Consider the following 18629-nt stretch of genomic DNA (forward strand, 5'->3'; position numbering starts at 1 on the left):
TGTTAAATTGCGTGCAAATATAAGAAAAAAAGTGATTAGTAACAGTAATTACTATTAGTTTTTAATGAAACTCACCAAATAATTTTGTTGCTTCATTGTAAGCACTTTCAAAACTCATTGGACTAGTATTGGTGTTTTCTCTTTTGGTAGTAAAATAAGATAATAATTTTTCTGTTGGCATATTTCCTGTTAAATCATCTTTTGCCATCGGGCAACCACCAAAACCTTGAATGGCTCCATCATATCTTCTACATCCAGCATTGTATGCTGCATCAATTTTTTCAAACCATTTGTCTGGAGTAGTATGAAGATGAGCACCAAATTCAATGTTTGGATATTTTGGAATCAAATTAGAAAATAAATAATCAATCACTTCTGGAGTTGAACTTCCAACAGTATCAGAAAGCGAAAGAATTTTCACACCCATATTCGCTAATTTTTCAGTCCATTCTCCTACAATTTCAACATTCCATGGATCACCATAAGGATTACCGAAACCCATTGAAATATAGGTTACCACTTCTTTATTTGATTTATCTGCAATTTCTAAAATTTCTTTAAGCGTAACTAAACTTTCTGCAATGGTTTTGTGAGTATTACGCATTTGAAAGTTTTCAGAAATTGAAAAAGGAAAACCTAAATACTGAATTTCTTTGTGAACAGATGCGTTTTGTGCGCCTTGTGTATTTGCAATAATTGCTAATAATTTACTACTGGTTGCTGATAAATCCAATTGAGATAATACTTCTACAGTATCCTGCATTTGTGGTATAGCCTTAGGCGAAACAAAACTACCAAAATCTATAGTATCAAAACCCACACGCAACAATGATTGTATATATTTTACCTTTCTTTCTGTAGGAATAAAGGGCTTTATACCTTGCATTGCATCGCGTGGACACTCTATAATTTTGATTGGATTCATAGCTCAAAGATATAAATTTTAGCTGTTTTCTAAAATCTTTTTATTGATTGCTTTTATTAATGCTGGTCCTTCATAAATGAAACCGGTATAAAGTTGTACTAAACTTGCTCCTGCTTCTAATTTTTCAATTGCATCTTCAGCTGTATGAATACCACCAACTCCAATAATTGGGAAAGATTTATTGCTTTTTTCTGAGAGAAAACGAATCACTTCTGTAGAACGTTTTGTTAATGGTTTTCCAGACAAACCTCCTACTTCAGATTTATTTTCAGATTGTAAACCTTCTCTTGAAAGTGTTGTATTTGTTGCAATCACACCTGCAATTTTTGTTTCATTAACTATATCAATTATGTCTAACAATTGCTCGTCTGTTAAATCTGGTGCAATTTTTAATAATATTGGTTTGTGATTAATAGTTTGTAGCTTATTATTTTCTAGCGTTTGTAACAGCTTCTTAAGTGGTTCTTTTTCTTGAAGTTCTCTTAAATTTGGTGTATTTGGCGAACTAACATTCACTACAAAATAATCAACATATGGAAACAAAGCTTCAAAACAGATTTCGTAATCATTAACGGCTTCTTCGTTAGGAGTTACTTTATTTTTTCCAATATTTCCTCCAATTAAAACACCTTTGTTTTGTTTTAAACGTTCTACAGCTTCTTTTACGCCACCATTATTAAAACCCATTCTATTAATAATTGCATTATCTTCTTTCAAACGGAAAAGGCGTTTTTTTGGATTTCCTTCTTGCCCAATTGGTGTTAAAGTTCCAATTTCTATAAATCCGAAACCTAAATTAGAAAGTTCATTATACAATTTGGCATCTTTATCAAAACCAGCTGCTAAACCTACGGGATTTTTAAATTTAATTCCAAAAACCTCTCTTTCTAAACGCTTATCTTTTACTTCATAAAGTGCTTGAAATAGTTTTGAAAAACCTGGAATCTTATTAAAAAAACGAATTAATGAAAAGGTAAAATAATGAATTTTTTCTGGGTCGAAACAGAAAAATAATGGACGAATAAATAATTTATACATAGTAGTTGTGTTGTACTGCAAAAGTATAAAATAGAAATCAAAATATAATGTTACAAATTAAGAATAACTGAAAATTATCTTTTGTACATTTACTTCTTAAATAATTATGCTCTTATGAACACTTTAATTTTGTTAATCTCTAAATTAGAATCCAAAATAATTTTTTATGATAGAATTAACCATTCTATTTCTGGTGAAAGTGTTGGTTGGCATATTGAACATAGTTTAAAAACTATTGACCAAATAATTATTGCTACAAAAAATTCAAATCCAGAATCTTATAAATGGAAATTTAATTTTTATCGTTTATTAATACTCGATATTTTAAATAAAATTCCAAGAGGAAAAGCTAAAGCTCCCAAAATTGTACGTCCAGAAGGAACAATTAATCCTGAATTACTACAATTAAGTATACAAAAGGCAAAAGAAAATATAGATGGCTGGAATGATTTAAATAAAAATGCTTTTTTCCCGCATCCATATTTTGGTGATTTGAATAAGAAACCAACTGAAAAGTTTTTAGCATTACACACTAATCATCATTTAAAAATTATAGATGATATTTTAAATTAATACGTAGCTAAACACTAAATAAAAATAAAATACAATAAGTATAATTAAAGCTATCACACCCGAAACTTTTAATAATAATTTTGTATTACCTGAAAGCTGGTTTTTTAAATTGTAATTCATTTTCACTTTTATATATTTATTCTTATTTAACAATATAAAAAGAATGAAAAAAATTTAGTCTAAAAAAATAATGTTATGAAATTACCTCTAGTTGTTATGAAGTAAGTTCTATTTGTGATATTATTTTGGCTAGTTAAAGAATATTTAATTTTTTTACTAACTCGTCATGATAATTTTTTGAAATTGGAATTTTTGTATTTTGAATATAAACACAATTTGTTTCAATTTTAGTTAAAAAATCTAAATTGATAATATATGATTTGTGCGTTCTAAAAAAAGTATCACTTTTTAAACGCTCTATAAAATTTGATAAAGTTGCTCTAATTAGTTCTTCTTTTTGAGTTGTTTGAATTTCTAAATAGTTACCATCTGATTTTATCCACAATATTTCATTTATAATCAACTTTGTATATTTGAATTTATCTTTAATAAAAAGGGCATCTTTAATAACCAAAGCCTCATCAGATTTTGTAGTTTCAACTTCTTTTTTATCTTGATTTGCTAATTTGTGTAATGCAATTTCAATTGCTGTAAACAATTGCTCTTCTTTAAAAGGTTTGACTAAATAATTGATGGGGTTTGATTTTTTTGCACGTTCAAGTGTTGCAGAATCTGAATATGAAGTAGTAAATATAAAAGGAATTCCATAAAACTCATTGATTGTATTTGCTAAATCAATTCCGTCTTTTTTGCTATTTAAGTTTATATCTAGCAAAATTAAATCAGGCTTATTAACTTTTAAAATAGCAATAGCTTCATCATAATCCATAGCAATTCCCATTACTTCGTAACCTTTACGAGTTAACATATTACTTACATCTTCAGCTATAATAAGTTCATCTTCAACAATAACAATTTGTACCATAAATTTATACTTCTAACGATTGAAACGCTTTCAAATCTTTAAAAACGACTACACACACTGTTTTACTATTAGTAGTTTCATTTTTAAAACTTCCTCTTAATTGTTTACTTAGAATAGTAACTAATTTTAATCCTAACGATTTTGATTTAGCAATATCGAAATCCAATGGAAGTTTATTACCATTATTACTAACTTTCAATTCATAGTCTACATCATTTAGTGCTTGAATTTCAATCCAAATATTTCCTTTTATACTATCTTTAAATGCATGTTTATAGGCATTTGAAACCAATTCATTAACAATTAAACCAAGCGGAATAGCGGTGTCAAAATCAAATTGTAATCCTTTTGTGTTAATAGCAACTAGTATTTCATCAGAATCGCCTCGGTACATTTTTGATAAATAAGCAGCTAGTTCTTTTAAATAATTTTCAACATCAACTTTATTTACATGCTCAGATTGATACAAATTTTGATGAATCAAACTCATTGCTTGAACTCTACTTTGTCCTTCTTGAATGGTTGCTAAAATTTTTTCATCATCAATATCATGCGATTGCATATTTAATAAACTTGAAATAATTTGTAGGTTATTTTTAACCCGATGATGAATTTCCCTCAATAATGTTTCCTTTTCTGTCAAAGAATTTTGAATAACTTCTTTTTGCTTTTCAACAATTCTTTTCTGCTTTTGATGTTGTTTTAAGTTAACATAAATTCCAACAGCTAGAATACTTACAAAAAACAAACTCAAAGCTATAATAGAAAATAAGATTTTCTGCTTTTTTGCCTCATTAACTTGTTTTTCATCCTTTTGCTTTTGTTCTAATTGCAGCATTTCTTGTTTTCTTTCGAATTCAAAGTTCATTTGTAATTGATTCATTTTGTTGTTTATTTCGCCATTAAACATAGAATCACTATATTTTTTATATAACAACTGGTTTTCAAATGCTTTTTTATAATTACCCGATTGGCTATAAATTTTTGCTAAATTTTCATGTCCAAATTTAATTGACTCTAGTTCACCTATTTGACTTGAGAATGATAATCCTTTTTCAGTAAGTTCAATTGCTTTTTGATTATTTTTCTTTTGAAAATATACTTTTCCTAATTCTCTATATACATCTCCTAATCCAGATTTATTCCCAGTTTCAGAATATATTTTTAACGATTTCTCAAAGAATTCAATTGCTTTATCATAATTTTTTAAACTTAAATATGTAGAACCTAAACTTCTACAGATAAGAGCATAATTATTGGGGTTGCTATTTTTATCTCTATTAATATAAGAATTTAATAAAATCTTTAAAGCTTTATCATGTTCTCCTTTATCATTATAAATAAGTGCAATATTAGAATTAATAATATCTTTTAATCTATTTGCTTTTTTTGAATTTTCGTTTTTAATAGTTGCTAATGCTAAATTGTAATAACTCAATTCTTTATCATAACGGTCTTGTTTTCCATATAGAATAGCAATGTTATTATAAATTCTTGCAATTCTTAATTTATCATTTAATTTTTCAAATAATTGAAGTGCTGTATTTAAATTTTTTAAAGCTTCTGGAAAATTATTCAAAAACAAATACGATTGCGCTAAATAAAAATGATTATCACCAAGAAAAGTCTTATTTTTTATAGTCTCTTTTTGAGCTAAAACTTTATTTATATTTTCAATTGCAATTGTAAAATCACCTGTATTATTATTAATTCTACCTATAATAGAAAACGACATCAAACTTCCATTTTTATAATGAATCTTATTTGATAATGCCAAAGCTTCCATAGCAAATTTTGAAGCTTCGATTGGATTAGATTCTATATAAGCTTCACTTAACTGATTAAATAAAATAACTTTTGAAGAATCTAATAAAGTGTTCTTTTGATTAGATTTATATTTTTCAATTAACCGCTTTAAACTATCAATTTTAGTGCTTTCTTGACAATAACTTATGGAAAAAACTAGAAAAAGTAATCCTATAAAAATATCTTGAAAAGAAAATAATCGTTTATCTTTTTTTGTCATCCCAACAGAATTAGAACTATAAATATATAAAAATTAAGTTTTTAACTTTTTCTTCCTTGCGGCTGGAAATAATACATTATTCAAAATTAATCGATATCCAGGAGAATTAGGGTGCAAATCTAAAACAGTTGGTGCATCACCTACTCTATGTTGATAATCTTCTGGGTCATGACCTCCATAAAAAGTAAACATTCCTTTTCCTTTTGTACCATGAATATAACGAGCTTCTTCATTGATTTTACATTCTCCCATAATCAGCACATTAGATTTAATTTTATCCGCAGAAAAAGCAGTGGTTTGTCCCATAAAACCCTTTATTAATTGTGTATGATTTTGGCATAACATTGTTGGAATTGGATCCCATTTTGCAGAATATTCCATTAACGTAAAATAATCCTTATCCATTATAAATGAACCCTTTCCATGTTCTTCGGTAGTATCAATATCAGAAAATTCATAAACAATTGGTTGACGTTCTAGCTTATAATCTTTAAACGCAAAAGTATTTGAATAATCAATTTGAGATTGATAATTTGCATCAGAATCATCACCATCAAACATAGGTTCACAAATATCGACACCTTCTGCAGAAAGAGCAATATCAAAACTATCTGTTGCTGAACACATCGCAAACATAAATCCTCCTCCGATGACAAAATCTCTTATTTTTTTTGCAACCGCTAGCTTTTCTTCAGAAACTTTATCGTAACCTAACTTTTTTGCTAAAGCTTCTGCATCTGCCTTTTGTTGAATATACCATGGGGCATTTCTATAATTTCCAAAAAATTTTCCATATTGCCCCGTAAAATCTTCATGATGTAAATGCAACCAATCATATAATAATAATTGATCTGATAATACTTCCTCATCATAAATTTCTGTGTATGGAATTTCGGCATAAGTTAAAACCATAGTGACAGCATCATCCCAGGGTTGTTTACCTTTTGGTGTGTACACTGCTATTTTAGGTGCTTTTTCTAAAACAACAGTTTCCATATTTTGTGAAGGCGAGCTAATTTCTTCTAAAATTGTATTTGTTGTTGCATCTGAAAGTATTTCAAATGTTACCCCTCGAATTTGGCATTCTTTCCTAATTTCGGGAGCATCTGGTAATAAAAATGAACCTCCCCTATAATTTAACAACCAACTTACTTTATAACTTTTGTCTAAGGCCCAATAGGTAATGCCATATGCTTTCAGATGATTTTGCTGACCTTCGGCCTCCATTGGAATTAATACAAAAGCTGCTTTACTCGACAAAGATGTCAATAAAATCAAGGCAATAAAGAAAAATTTATGTAACGCTTTCATTCGCTGGAATTAAAAATTGGTCTAATTTATAACTTTTATAACAAATACTTTTCATTGAAATGTTAAAATGGTACCCCCGTAAAAATACCTGGTTACCCCCGTAAAAATACCTATTTTGAAAAACAGGTATTTTTACTCTTACACAGAAAAAAAAAATGATTTAGTTTTGACATGTATCAAAAATCAAATAAAGATGAGCACAAATAAAAGTAATTTATCCCTATTAAATTCGAAAGAAATGAAAGTTTTAAAAAAAATCGGATACTTAGTACTTATTGTTACAATACTAGTTTATTTTATTTTAGTATTTCAATTTTGTAGAAGCTACTAATTTCTTTAAAAATCTATTACCTTAGGATTCAATTTGATTATTTGAATCATCTAATGATATGATTTTATTTTGGATAGCAAAAATGACTAATCCAGCCATATTTTTAGAATTAGTTTTTTGCAAAAGACTATTTCTGTGACCATCTACGGTTCTTGTGCTCACATTCATCATATCTGCAATTTCGGTAGAACTATGTTGTTTGCAAATTAATTCTAATACTTCCTTTTCTCTTAAGGTTAGAAAATCTTCATCTAAAAGTGTTCTTGAAGTATTTTTAGATAAAATATCTTGATGAATTACTTCCATCACTGTTTCATTATAATAAAAGCCCTTTTCTGCGACTTCGTTAATCGTTTTAAGCATATCTTTTGGAGATGAACTTTTAACTAGATACGAAGCAGCACCTACATCAATCATATTGGCTATAAATGATTTAGTATTATAACTAGTAAGCGCTATTATTCTTATTTGAGGAAAATCTTTGTGAATAATTTTTGTAGCCTCTACTCCATTTAATAAAGGCATTTTTAAATCCATTAAAATAATATCGGGAAGTATGTCAGTAGTTTTTAGTTTTTCAACCAAATCACTTCCATTTGAAGCTTCAAAAAGAATTTCAATATTTTCTTCTCTTTGCAATAAAAAAACAATTCCTTTTCGGAATAATTCTTCATCATCTGCTAAAAAAATCTTTATTTTACCTTCCATCATACAAAATTAAATACAATTTTAACACCTTCATTTGGTTTGGAAGTGATCGTATATTTTCCACCTAGAAAACTAATTCTACTTTCTATATTTCTCATTCCCAAGCCTTTTCTATTATCTTCATCTAAATAGTCAAAACCCACACCATTATCAATATATGTGCACATATTTTGATGCTCTAAAGTAGTAAATTCAATTGAAATTAAAGAAGCTTTTCCATGTTTAACAGAATTATTTAACAACTCTTGCAAAATTCTAAAAATATGCAAGTTTCTATCAATATCTGCATCATTAAAAAGAATAGAATTTTTATAATTTACTTTAGTCGCTTTTGTACTATTATACTCTTCAACCAATTCTTCGATACCTGCGCTTAAACCAAATTTTTCTAATACAGGTGGTAATAAATCATGAGCAATTCTTCTAGAATTTTCAAGTGCTTTTTGTGTCAAATCAATGATGTTATTGGTAATTTCAGTTTGTTCTGCTTCGCTTAAATTTGGAGTTTTTAAAAGATAACTATTCAAGGAAACAACATTTAGCTTTGAACTTATATCATCATGCAAATCTTGCGCAATACGCTGACGTTCATTTTCTTGCGTAATTAATATCGAATTCAATAATGCTCTTTGGTAATCAATTTCCAAATTTTTCTTTTCTATTTCTTGCTTGACAATTTTTTTTCTTGAAAAATAGAAGAATAAAATTAAAACCAAAAACATAGATAAAAAAGCCAGTAATATAAAAAAAACGGCTTTAATTAATTCGGTATTTTCTAAACTAATTGAGTTCATGCTTATTAAAATAAATTACTTTCCATTGTATAAAGAAAAAACCAAATTTGATGAATTGTAAAATAATATTTATATTAATTAAAAAATTATCAAACGATTTTATTTTAAATACATTTTTTAATTCAAATAATAAAAAAATAAATGTACTACAAAATAAATACAACAAAATTCCAATATTTGCATAATGAAATTCTTTCTTCTCATTTAGATTATTATACAAGTGCATTGTCCCATAAATAATTATTGGCATTGTAGCTAAATATGTTTCTAACAAGCTATATTCAAAAAACATTTTTGGGTTAAACACATACCTTGAAAGTAAAAAAATAGGTAATACAATAATTAAAGAATAAACTATATAGAGTTGCTGTTTAGTTTTTAATAGTGTTGCATAAAAATAACTTAATATTACAAACTGAAACAAATCATAAAAATGAGATGTAAAAATATTATATATACCAAACCATTTCCATAGTTTAGAAGAAATAAAATCTATAAATAAAACTCCTAATAAATAAAACGAAAAAATTTTATAGGTTTTTCCTTGCTTAGAAAAACCTATAAAATAAAGCAAACATAAGATTGCTGAAGTTAAATATAGATATTTTGAATCAAACAAAATTTACGGATTAAATAGCGGGCTATTTGTATCACAGCATGATGGACATGGCTGAGTTTGATCATAAATTAAATGTGTTGCATCAATTAAATCGTTTCCAGATGCATCAACTCCTACAAACATTAATTTTTGAGTTCCAGTGCCATCAACTCCCATGTAGGCTCTAACATTAACTACACCAGCTGTTCCTAATAATTCTGTTAATGCTTCACCTTGAATTAAATGACCTTTAGCTAATGCTTTTGGTGGATTGTTTCTCCATGACTTCGCCCAAGTTTTTGCTTCGTCAAGTGTAATCGTAAAATCTGACATAATTTGTTCTTTTAGAGGTTATACAAATAAATGTAAGAAAAATATCAATTTAACAAAAAAAAACAGACCAAAATGTCTGTTTTATCGATGAATGAATTAAAATGGTACGTCAGAATCGTCATCTATTGTATTCATGGTACTTCCAAACGCTTCATTTGGAGTTGGCAAATTTGGTGTAATAAATGGATTACTATCATCTAAATTCATTTTTGATGGCAATGAATCAAACGGAGAACTAAAATCATCTAAGTTTTCAAATTTACCTAAATTGCCCACAAATTTTAATCGGATATTATCTAAACCTCCATTACGGTGTTTAGCGACTATAAATTCCGCTTGTCCTTGAGTTGGAGAGCGTTCTTCATCATCCCACTCATCAATTTTATAATATTCTGGACGATAAATAAATGACACGATATCGGCATCTTGCTCAATAGCACCAGATTCCCTTAAATCAGAAAGTAGTGGTCGTTTGCTTGAACCACGAGTCTCAACAGCACGTGATAACTGAGAAAGTGCAATAACTGGCACATTTAATTCTTTTGCTAATGCTTTTAAATTTCTTGAAATTGTTGAAATTTCTTGTTCGCGATTTCCTCCTCCTTTTCCATTTCCTCCTGCTGTCATCAATTGAAGGTAGTCAATCACTATCATTTTAATTCCATATTGAGATGAAAGCCTTCTAGCTTTTGCGCGTAAATCAAAAATTGATAATGATGGTGTATCATCGATATACAATGGCGCTTTTTCTAAATCTTTAACTTTGATAGATAGTTGCTCCCATTCATGTTTTTCGAGTTTTCCTGTTCTTAATTTTTCAGAAGAAAGTCCAGTTTCTGAAGAAATTAAACGAGTAATTAATTGAACAGATGACATTTCTAATGAAAACAAGGCCACAGGTGCACCAAAATCAATAGCCATATTACGGGCCATTGACAAAACAAAAGCTGTTTTACCCATACCAGGACGCGCAGCAATAATAATCAAATCAGAAGGTTGCCAACCAGAAGTCAATTTATCTAAATTATGAAATCCTGTAGCAATTCCGCTTAATCCTTCTTTTCCAGCAATTTCTTCAATTCGTTTTTTAGCTTGAATAACTAAACTTTGGGCAGTTTCAGAACTTCGTTTTATATTCCCTTGTGTAACTTCATACAATTTTGATTCAGCTTTGTCTAGTAAATCAAATACGTCTGTAGATTCATCATAAGATTCTTCAATAATTTCGCTGGAAATTTTTATCAAACTACGTTGAATAAATTTTTGAAGAATAATACGTGAATGAAATTCAATATGTGCAGATGATGAGATCTTTTGAGTAAGCTGTATTAAATAAAAATCGCCACCAGATAATTCTAATTTTCCGTTTTTCTTTAATTGAGCAGAAACAGTTAATAAATCTATAGGTTGTGTTTCATTGAATAACTGAACAATAGCTTCAAATATATGCTTGTGAGCATCTTTATAAAAAGCATCAGGTTGTAAAATATCAATTACTTCATCAACACCTTTTTTATCTATCATCATAGCTCCAAGTACTGCTTCTTCAAGGTCTAAGGCTTGAGGAGGTAGTTTTCCTTTTTCTAAATTAATGATGGTAGTTTTATCTACTTTAATAGGGTTTATATTTCTGATATTTTCCATATTGCGAAGTTAACCAATTTTTACAAAAAAAATTGTTGAGTTCTTAATACCCAACTGTTGATAACTTAATTTTATTGTTAATAAGCCAAAAAAAATCCGAAACTAATTCGCTCCGGATTTAATATAATTATGTAGAACAAGGCTATTCTTTAAATTCACCCATGTTACAATATTTATCCATTCTTTGAGCTACCAATTCTTCTGTTGATAAATCTTTTAATTCTTTATATGCTTTAGAAATATATTGTTCAACAGTTTTAAAAGTAGTTTCTTTATCATAATGAGCTCCGCCAAGAGGTTCTGGAATAATATCATCAATCAACTTTTGTTTTTTCATATCAAAAGAAGTCAATTTTAATGCCTCTGCAGCTTGCTCTTTATATTCCCAACTTCTCCACAAGATAGAAGAACAAGATTCAGGAGAGATAACAGAATACCAAGTGTTTTCCAACATAAAAACTCTATCTCCTACTCCTATTCCTAAAGCTCCACCTGATGCTCCTTCACCAATAATAACAGTAATGATAGGTGTTTTTAAGCGAGTCATTTCAAAAATATTACGAGCGATAGCTTCACCTTGACCTCTTTCTTCTGCTTCTAAACCTGGATAAGCACCAGGAGTGTCAACCAAAGTTAAAACTGGAATTCCAAATTTTTCAGCCATTTTCATCAAACGAAGTGCTTTTCTATAACCTTCAGGATTAGCCATCCCAAAGTTTCTATACTGACGCATTTTTGTATTGATTCCTTTTTGCTGACCAATAATCATATAGGATTGACCATCTATTTGACCAAGTCCACCAATCATTGCTTTATCATCTTTAAAATTTCTGTCACCAAAAAGTTCTAAAAATGTTCCTTTAGTTAAGTTAGTAATGTGTTCTAAAGTATAAGGACGATTTGGGTGTCTTGAAAGTTGAACACGTTGCCAAGCGGTAAGGTTTTTATATATTTTTCGCTTCGTTTCTTCTAATTTCTTCTCAATCTGCTTGCATGTATTAGTAACATCTACATCAGATTCTTGACCAATGATTTCACATTTATCTAATTGGTCTTCAAGCTCTTTAATTGGTAATTCAAAATCTAAATATTCCATAATCGGTTTATTTGGGTTTGTGTTTGTTATTACAAAGATAAAATTTTCAATTAACTTTATAAACTTATCTTTAATTAGTTGTTATTTTTTTTATAGCTTTTAACAATTCCGTTAGCAATCACTGTTGCTAAAATGATTATTGCACCAATATAAAACATAGATGACATTTGTTCTTTGTCTTCAAATATAAAATAAGCCAAAATTATACCATATATAGGCTCTAAATTGATGGTTAACATTACTGTATATGGGCTTAAATACTTCATTACCGCTGTAGATGCAATAAAAGCATAAGCAGTACATATTGAACTTAAAACCATTAAATAAACAAAATCTGAAACTGACAATTGAAAAAATGCTGCATCAAAATTATTGTTGAACAATAAGAACAGAGAAAAAAACAATACACCACCAGCTAATTCATAATAAGAAATCACTGTGGGATCATATTCTTTTACAAATTTACTATTGATAACAGCAAAAGAAGCAGATAAAAAAGCAGATATTAATGCTAAAATTATTCCTTCAACATAATTAGTTTCTACATTAAATATTATGGTTAGTCCAAAAACTACAATTAATCCGAAGAAAATTTCATACCAAACCATTTTTTTTCCAAAGAAAATCGGTTCTATTAATGAGGCAAAAAACGCACCTGTTGATAAACAAGCAAGTGTGATAGATACATTAGAAACTTTTATAGCCCTAAAAAAAGTAAACCAATGCAATGCAATAATTAAACCTGCAACAAGAAATTTAAAAATAATTACCCTAGGAATTTTGGTTGGAATTTTTTTGTATCTAATGAACCAATAAATAAAAAAGACGGCAAATAACATTCTAAACCAAACTAATGGTAAAGCGTCAAGCGTTATTAATCTGCCTAGTATGGCAGTAAATCCCCAAATAAAGACTATTAAATGAAGATGTAAATAACTCTTTAAATTATCGTTTTGCATTACGAAGTAAATAAACTGCTAAAATTCCGAAAACAAAATTTGGCAACCAAACCGCAATAAATGGAGGAATACTTGATTTTTCGGCTAAAGTTCCGAATACTTTATCAAAGAAAATAAAAACAAACGCAATTACGATTCCAATGGCAAGATTTACTCCCATTCCGCCTCTCCTTTTCATTGAGGAAACAGCCACAGCAATAATTGTTAATATAAAAGCAGAAACTGGTAAACTAAATTTCTTATAAAAAACAACCAAATATGTGTTTATGTTTCCGTTACCTCTTTCTCGTTCTTTATTGATGAAGGAATTTAATTGACCAATTGTCATTGTTTCAGCAACATAAACTACTGGCGTTAAATCATCAGGTTCAAAATTATAGGTTAAATCAATTTTATCAGATTTTAATAATCTATCGTCAAATTCTCCTATTAATCTTTTATTATAGTTGTATAAAGTATATTTCTTTGATATCTCGTTGTAACGAATCCTATTTGCTGTAACTTTTTCAACTAAAACATTATCATAAAATCGTTCATAAGTAAAATTAAAACCCGTTTGTGACAAATAATTATAATTACTCACATAGATATTTTCTTCAAGTTTACCATCTTTTTTTATTTGTCTAAAAATATCCGACGTTTCTCTTGTTTTATTGTTTCCTTTTAAATTTTGGTATCTAAAATCATTAAAGCCTTTACTTGCTTTTGGTACCAAAAAGAATCCCATGATTAGCGCGAAAACAGAAACAATTGCGGCACCATAAATAAAAGGACGTAAAAATCTTGAAAATGAAATTCCTGAACTCAAAATAGCAATAATTTCTGTATTATTGGCTAATTTTGAAGTAAACCAAATAATCGATAAAAACAAAAAAATAGGAAATAATAAATTGGCAAAATAAATTGTGAAATCACCATAATAAACTAAAATATCAGTCAATGGAATTTTTTTCTCAATCATTTTATTCACTTTTTCAGAAACATCAATTGTAATTCCAATTGGAATAAACATAATCAACATCACCGAAAAAGTTACCAAATAACGTTTTAAAATGTATTTATCTATTATTTTCATCCTAAATTCTGATTTCTGACTTTATAAACGTTGACTCATTTGAATCACCATTATATCTTTCCATTCTCTAAAAGTTCCTGCTAAAATTTGTCTTCTAGCTTCGCGAACCAACCACATATAAAAACCTAAGTTATGAATCGTAGCAATTTGTTTTCCTAAAAACTCATTAGCCGCAAATAAATGTCTAAGATAAGCTTTTGAATATTCAGTATCTACCCAAGTATGTCCCATTTCATCGATTGGCGAAAAATCAGCTTCCCACTTTTTGTTTTTAATATTGATTGAACCATGAGCTGTGAATAACATCCCATTTCTAGCATTACGTGTTGGCATTACGCAATCAAACATATCAATTCCTAACGCTATATTTTCTAAAATATTGATTGGCGTTCCTACTCCCATTAAATATCTTGGTTTATCTTCAGGAAGAATTGCCGTTACCACTTCGGTCATTGCATACATTTCTTCTGCCGGTTCTCCTACTGATAAGCCTCCAATAGCATTTCCTTGCGCACCCACATTAGCAATATATTCTGCTGATTGTTGGCGTAAATCTTTAAATGTACTTCCTTGAACAATCGGAAAAAACGTTTGTTCATAACCATATTTAAAAGGTAATTTATCTAAATGTGTGATACAACGATCTAACCAACGGTGTGTCATGTGCATAGAACGTTTTGCATAACGATAATCACATGGATAAGGCGTGCATTCGTCAAAAGCCATGATAATATCTGCACCAATAGTTCTTTGAATTTCCATTACATTTTCTGGAGAAAAGAAATGATACGAACCGTCAATGTGAGATTTGAATTTTACACCTTCTTCCTTAATCTTTCTTCTTCCTGATAAAGAATACACTTGATATCCACCAGAATCTGTTAAGATATTTCTATCCCAATTCATAAATTTATGCAAACCACCTGCTTTTTCAAGGATTTCGGTTTGTGGTCTTAAATATAAATGATAGGTATTTCCAAGAATAATATCTGGATTAATATCTTGTTTTAACTCTCGTTGGTGTACTCCTTTTACAGAAGCAACCGTTCCTACAGGCATAAAAATAGGTGTTTCAATAACACCATGATCTGTAGTTATTTTTCCAGCTCTAGCTTTACTTTTTGGGTCTTTGGTAATTAAATCAAACTTCATATTGTGCTTTTACGAACGGCAAAGATAATTTATTTTAGAATTTAGAATTTAGAATTTAGAATTATTTATGATTAACAATAATTATTAATAACTTCTAACAAAATGATTTGTAGCACCAAAAAAATAAAATTACTTTTGCAAGCAATTAACATATATTCTATTATAATGTCTAACACGCAACAACTACAAGATTTTACAACACAAGTTCGAAGAGATATTCTTCGTATGGTTCATGCCGTAAATTCAGGTCACCCAGGAGGTTCTTTGGGATGTGCTGAGTTTTTGGTTACCCTTTACCAAGACGTTATGAAACGTAACGAAGGTTTTGATATGAACGGAATTGGTGAAGATTTATTCTTCTTATCAAACGGACATATTTCTCCAGTTTTTTATAGTGTTTTAGCTAGAAGCGGTTACTTTTCAGTAGCAGAATTAGCAACATTTAGAAAATTAAATTCAAGATTACAAGGTCACCCAACAACTCATGAAGGCTTACCAGGAATTAGAATGGCTTCAGGTTCGTTAGGACAAGGAATGTCAGTTGCAATTGGAGCTGCGCAAGCTAAAAAATTAAACAACGATAACCATTTGGTTTTTGCACTTTTAGGTGATGGTGAATTACAAGAAGGTCAAAACTGGGAAGCAATTATGTATGCTTCTGCTAAAAAAGTAGATAATTTAATTGCTACAATCGATTTAAACGGAAAACAAATTGACGGAACTACAGACGAAGTTTTATCGATGGGAAGTGTAAAAGCAAAGTTTGAAGCATTTGATTGGATTGTATTAGAAATCAAAGAAGGAAACAACATTGACGCTATCAAAGCTGGTTTAGCTGATGCAAAATCAAAATCAGGTAATGGAAAACCAGTTTGCATTTTATTACATACAGAGATGGGTAACGGTGTTGATTTTATGATGCACACGCACGCTTGGCACGGAAAAGCACCAAATGATGAGCAATTAGCAAAAGCGTTAGAACAGAATGTTGAAACTTTAGGAGACTACTAGAATTATGAAAAAATATACCAACACAGGCAGTAAAGATACCCGTTCAGGTTTTGGAGCTGGAATGACGGAATTAGGTCAGAAAAATGAAAACGTAGTAGCACTTTGTGCGGATTTAATTGGGTCATTAAAATTTGATGATTTCAAGAAAAACCACCCAGAGCGTTTCTTCCAAATTGGAATCGCAGAAGCCAACATGATTGGAATTGCAGCTGGATTAACTATTGGTGGAAAGATACCTTTTACTGGAACTTTCGCTAACTTTTCTACAGGAAGAGTTTACGACCAAATCCGTCAATCGGTAGCATACTCAGATAAAAATGTGAAGATTTGTGCTTCTCATGCAGGATTAACGCTTGGAGAAGACGGAGCTACACACCAAATCTTAGAAGACATAGGCTTGATGAAAATGTTACCAGGAATGACAGTTATCAACACATGTGATTACAACCAAACAAAAGCAGCTACTTTAGCATTAGCAGATCACCATGGTCCAGCATATTTACGTTTTGGACGTCCAGTAGTGCCTAACTTTATGCCAGCTGACGAACCTTTCGTAATTGGAAAAGCCATTATGTTAAACGAAGGAACCGATGTTACCATTATTGCAACTGGACATTTAGTTTGGGAAGCATTAATTGCCGCAGAAGCATTAGAAGCAAAAGGAATTTCGGCTGAAGTAATCAATATTCACACTATTAAACCTTTAGACGAAGAAGCAATTCTAAAATCGGTTAAGAAAACAGGTTGTGTGGTTACAGCTGAAGAGCACAACATTATTGGTGGATTAGGCGAAAGCGTTTCTAGAACGTTAGTGGCAAACCATTTAGTACCACAAGAATTTGTAGCCGTAAACGACAGTTTTGGTGAAAGTGGAACACCAGACCAATTAATGGAAAAATACAAATTAAATAACCAAGCGATTGTTGAAGCGGTTGAAAAGGTTATTAAAAGAAAGTAATTACATTTTCTATATAAATAAAAAATCCCGATTTCAATTGAAATCGGGATTTTTTATTTTAATTCGTGTATGGCGGTTTACAAGTTTTATCTAAATGTCTTCTTAACCTAGTAGCATCTGTAAAATCCGAATCATCAGAAGCTGGTGAGGGTAAAGTTGAAGGTGGTACAATAGGACCAGTAAACTTTCTAGGAATTCCTCTTCTATCATCGTATGGAGTTAAAGGATCATCTGTAGATTTACCTGTGTATGGATAATATCCCGTTTTAGTAACAGTTCCATCAACATAGGTAAATTTTACTTCTTCCTTAGTCAATACACCATCAGCATCATCATCAACATCTAAATAATCATAATAATCATCACCGTCTGTATCAATTGCCTCTTCAGCCAAATCAGGTCCGTATTCATATTTTGAAAGTATCTTATCACCATCATGATCACGATAACGCAGCCTTTTTAAACTAAAAGTAAAAATTAATGGGGAATAAGCAGGAATTAATGCTTTCTCAATATTAAAATACCCAAGACCACTAGGAACAAACATAACACCTGCTCCATAACCTGAATAGGAAACTATACCTGTAGAAGTATTCTCAACAAAATCTCCAGTTTTAAATAATGGAAATATTTTTCCCCAAGCTGGTATTACTTCTTCTAATTTAAACCAAATTGGAGTTGAAGCATGATCAAAAACTGTTTTATCTAATAGTTGACCTTTATAAGAAGAATAAACAGAGTCAAGTGCTGTTGGATTTTCATTGTTACCTTCATTAAGTCTTAAATAATATACTTTATAATCAACATCATTTAATGTTACAGGAATGTGTGTTAATTCAGGCATTTCTGAAATAGGTGTTTGTGTACCTCCATCAGGTATCTCAGTAAATGTAGTATTAAAATCTGCGTCAACAGTTACATAATGGGTATCTAAAAAATTCTCAATCTCTACAAGCTCTTCATCATAAACTTCCTGATAATCTCTTAATGGTTCAGAGCTTGGTGAATCATCAGCTGGACATGCCATAAAAGTAAATCCAACAACCAACAAAGCTACTATTTTATAAACTCTAATCATTATTATATATTTTTATAGGGCGCAAGATACAATT

The 18629-nt window shown here is 29.7% G+C and carries 17 protein-coding genes; 3 read left to right on the forward strand and 14 right to left on the reverse strand.

Annotated features, from left to right (window positions below; all coding sequences use genetic code 11):
• Nucleotides 1-61 precede the first annotated feature (61 nt).
• Complete coding sequence (locus tag G4L40_RS11960) at nt 62-925, reverse strand: hydroxymethylglutaryl-CoA lyase (protein WP_166237434.1); 864 nt, start codon at nt 923-925, stop codon at nt 62-64.
• Nucleotides 926-943: 18 nt separating this feature from the next.
• On the reverse strand, nt 944-1963 hold the full coding sequence (locus G4L40_RS11965; RefSeq protein ID WP_166237435.1) for a quinone-dependent dihydroorotate dehydrogenase: 1020 nt from the start codon (nt 1961-1963) through the stop codon (nt 944-946).
• A gap of 114 nt (nt 1964-2077) precedes the next feature.
• Here G4L40_RS11965 and G4L40_RS11970 point away from each other — a divergent pair, with 114 nt between their 5' ends.
• Complete coding sequence (locus G4L40_RS11970) at nt 2078-2536, forward strand: DUF1569 domain-containing protein (RefSeq protein ID WP_166237436.1); 459 nt, start codon at nt 2078-2080, stop codon at nt 2534-2536.
• A gap of 253 nt (nt 2537-2789) precedes the next feature.
• Here G4L40_RS11970 and G4L40_RS11975 read toward each other — a convergent pair whose 3' ends face one another.
• From G4L40_RS11975 to tgt, 11 genes are all read right to left on the reverse strand, one after another.
• Entirely contained in the window at nt 2790-3521 is a 732-nt protein-coding gene (locus G4L40_RS11975) for a LytR/AlgR family response regulator transcription factor (RefSeq protein WP_166237437.1), read from the reverse strand.
• A 4-nt stretch (nt 3522-3525) separates the two neighbouring features.
• Entirely contained in the window at nt 3526-5547 is a 2022-nt protein-coding gene (locus G4L40_RS11980; RefSeq protein ID WP_166237438.1) for a tetratricopeptide repeat-containing sensor histidine kinase, read from the reverse strand.
• Nucleotides 5548-5580: 33 nt separating this feature from the next.
• The gene (locus G4L40_RS11985) at nt 5581-6858 is read right to left on the reverse strand and encodes an asparagine synthetase B (protein WP_166237439.1); all 1278 of its coding nucleotides are present in this window, start codon (nt 6856-6858) and stop codon (nt 5581-5583) included.
• A gap of 352 nt (nt 6859-7210) precedes the next feature.
• A complete protein-coding gene (locus tag G4L40_RS11990) occupies nt 7211-7897 on the reverse strand; it encodes a response regulator transcription factor (protein ID WP_166237440.1) in 687 nt (228 codons plus the stop codon).
• Nucleotides 7897-8691: a sensor histidine kinase gene (locus tag G4L40_RS11995; RefSeq protein WP_166237441.1), complete on the reverse strand. Its 795-nt coding sequence runs from the start codon at nt 8689-8691 to the stop codon at nt 7897-7899. The genes G4L40_RS11990 and G4L40_RS11995 overlap by 1 nt, the downstream gene beginning before the upstream one ends.
• Before the next feature lie 622 nt (nt 8692-9313).
• Complete coding sequence (locus G4L40_RS12000) at nt 9314-9622, reverse strand: hypothetical protein (protein ID WP_166237442.1); 309 nt, start codon at nt 9620-9622, stop codon at nt 9314-9316.
• Nucleotides 9623-9718: 96 nt separating this feature from the next.
• Nucleotides 9719-11266 carry a replicative DNA helicase gene (dnaB, locus tag G4L40_RS12005; protein WP_166237443.1) on the reverse strand — a complete coding sequence of 516 codons (1548 nt, stop codon included), beginning with the start codon at nt 11264-11266 and terminating at the stop codon, nt 9719-9721.
• A gap of 142 nt (nt 11267-11408) precedes the next feature.
• Nucleotides 11409-12362, reverse strand: a complete 954-nt coding sequence (locus G4L40_RS12010) for an acetyl-CoA carboxylase carboxyltransferase subunit alpha (protein ID WP_166237444.1) — start codon at nt 12360-12362, stop codon at nt 11409-11411.
• A 74-nt stretch (nt 12363-12436) separates the two neighbouring features.
• Nucleotides 12437-13321 (reverse strand): DMT family transporter, encoded by an 885-nt coding sequence (locus tag G4L40_RS12015; protein ID WP_166237445.1) that lies wholly within the window; start codon nt 13319-13321, stop codon nt 12437-12439.
• On the reverse strand, nt 13308-14396 hold the full coding sequence (locus G4L40_RS12020) for an LptF/LptG family permease (RefSeq protein ID WP_166237446.1): 1089 nt from the start codon (nt 14394-14396) through the stop codon (nt 13308-13310). The genes G4L40_RS12015 and G4L40_RS12020 overlap by 14 nt, the downstream gene beginning before the upstream one ends.
• A gap of 21 nt (nt 14397-14417) precedes the next feature.
• Nucleotides 14418-15548, reverse strand: a complete 1131-nt coding sequence (gene tgt / locus G4L40_RS12025; RefSeq protein WP_166237447.1) for a tRNA guanosine(34) transglycosylase Tgt — start codon at nt 15546-15548, stop codon at nt 14418-14420.
• A gap of 165 nt (nt 15549-15713) precedes the next feature.
• Between tgt and G4L40_RS12030 the strand changes: the two genes are divergently transcribed.
• Nucleotides 15714-16559 (forward strand): transketolase, encoded by an 846-nt coding sequence (locus G4L40_RS12030; protein ID WP_207785384.1) that lies wholly within the window; start codon nt 15714-15716, stop codon nt 16557-16559.
• A gap of 4 nt (nt 16560-16563) precedes the next feature.
• Nucleotides 16564-17517 carry a transketolase family protein gene (locus tag G4L40_RS12035; RefSeq protein WP_166237448.1) on the forward strand — a complete coding sequence of 318 codons (954 nt, stop codon included), beginning with the start codon at nt 16564-16566 and terminating at the stop codon, nt 17515-17517.
• Nucleotides 17518-17575: 58 nt separating this feature from the next.
• On the opposite strand, the gene G4L40_RS12040 is transcribed toward G4L40_RS12035, so the two are convergent.
• Complete coding sequence (locus tag G4L40_RS12040) at nt 17576-18595, reverse strand: FKBP-type peptidyl-prolyl cis-trans isomerase (RefSeq protein WP_166237449.1); 1020 nt, start codon at nt 18593-18595, stop codon at nt 17576-17578.
• Between the last annotated feature and the right edge of the window lie 34 nt (nt 18596-18629).

It is taken from the genome of Flavobacterium celericrescens (assembly GCF_011392075.1).
GTDB lineage: Bacteria > Bacteroidota > Bacteroidia > Flavobacteriales > Flavobacteriaceae > Flavobacterium > Flavobacterium celericrescens.

Excerpts from the sequence above, each read along its gene's own strand:
- G4L40_RS11960 (WP_166237434.1), bottom strand. The coding sequence starts at position 925 with ATGAATCCAATCAAAATTATAGAGTGTCCACGCGATGCAATGCAAGGT.
- G4L40_RS11965 (WP_166237435.1), bottom strand. The coding sequence starts at position 1,963 with ATGTATAAATTATTTATTCGTCCATTATTTTTCTGTTTCGACCCAGAA.
- G4L40_RS11970 (WP_166237436.1), top strand. The coding sequence starts at position 2,078 with ATGAACACTTTAATTTTGTTAATCTCTAAATTAGAATCCAAAATAATT.
- G4L40_RS11975 (WP_166237437.1), bottom strand. The coding sequence starts at position 3,521 with ATGGTACAAATTGTTATTGTTGAAGATGAACTTATTATAGCTGAAGAT.
- G4L40_RS11980 (WP_166237438.1), bottom strand. The coding sequence starts at position 5,547 with ATGACAAAAAAAGATAAACGATTATTTTCTTTTCAAGATATTTTTATA.
- G4L40_RS11985 (WP_166237439.1), bottom strand. The coding sequence starts at position 6,858 with ATGAAAGCGTTACATAAATTTTTCTTTATTGCCTTGATTTTATTGACA.
- G4L40_RS11990 (WP_166237440.1), bottom strand. The coding sequence starts at position 7,897 with ATGGAAGGTAAAATAAAGATTTTTTTAGCAGATGATGAAGAATTATTC.
- G4L40_RS11995 (WP_166237441.1), bottom strand. The coding sequence starts at position 8,691 with ATGAACTCAATTAGTTTAGAAAATACCGAATTAATTAAAGCCGTTTTT.
- G4L40_RS12000 (WP_166237442.1), bottom strand. The coding sequence starts at position 9,622 with ATGTCAGATTTTACGATTACACTTGACGAAGCAAAAACTTGGGCGAAG.
- dnaB (WP_166237443.1), bottom strand. The coding sequence starts at position 11,266 with ATGGAAAATATCAGAAATATAAACCCTATTAAAGTAGATAAAACTACC.
- G4L40_RS12010 (WP_166237444.1), bottom strand. The coding sequence starts at position 12,362 with ATGGAATATTTAGATTTTGAATTACCAATTAAAGAGCTTGAAGACCAA.
- G4L40_RS12015 (WP_166237445.1), bottom strand. The coding sequence starts at position 13,321 with ATGCAAAACGATAATTTAAAGAGTTATTTACATCTTCATTTAATAGTC.
- G4L40_RS12020 (WP_166237446.1), bottom strand. The coding sequence starts at position 14,396 with ATGAAAATAATAGATAAATACATTTTAAAACGTTATTTGGTAACTTTT.
- tgt (WP_166237447.1), bottom strand. The coding sequence starts at position 15,548 with ATGAAGTTTGATTTAATTACCAAAGACCCAAAAAGTAAAGCTAGAGCT.
- G4L40_RS12030 (WP_207785384.1), top strand. The coding sequence starts at position 15,714 with ATGTCTAACACGCAACAACTACAAGATTTTACAACACAAGTTCGAAGA.
- G4L40_RS12035 (WP_166237448.1), top strand. The coding sequence starts at position 16,564 with ATGAAAAAATATACCAACACAGGCAGTAAAGATACCCGTTCAGGTTTT.
- G4L40_RS12040 (WP_166237449.1), bottom strand. The coding sequence starts at position 18,595 with ATGATTAGAGTTTATAAAATAGTAGCTTTGTTGGTTGTTGGATTTACT.